This window comes from Mycetohabitans sp. B2 (assembly GCF_021733735.1).
GTDB lineage: Bacteria > Pseudomonadota > Gammaproteobacteria > Burkholderiales > Burkholderiaceae > Mycetohabitans > Mycetohabitans rhizoxinica.
On sequence record NZ_JAHKSP010000195.1, the window covers coordinates 1 to 290 of the forward strand.

1 protein-coding gene is annotated in these 290 nt (G+C 60.3%); it reads left to right on the forward strand.

The genetic code is table 11. From position 1 onward, the window contains the following. On the forward strand, positions 1–290 hold a 290-nt coding region (locus KPG66_RS18285), incomplete at both ends, for an AMP-binding protein (RefSeq protein ID WP_237071685.1).

The following is a 290-nucleotide window of genomic DNA, read 5'->3' on the forward strand; positions in this document are numbered from 1 at the left end:
CCATCCGAGCGCATCAGGTGAGCGCGCTGTGGTTGACCGCGGGGCTGTTTCAGGTCATGGCTGAAGGTGACTTGAGCTATCTGCGCAGTGTGCGTCAGCTGACGGTGGGTGGGGATATTGTTTCGTCCGCGGCGGCGCAGCGCGTGCTCGAGCACTGTCCCGCACTGCGCTTGATTAATGGGTATGGGCCCACTGAGACAACCATTGCTACGGGCCATCTGATCGAGGGGCCGTATCAAGCGCAAGCGTCTATTCCGATAGGCACGCCACTGGATAACGCCAGAGCCTAT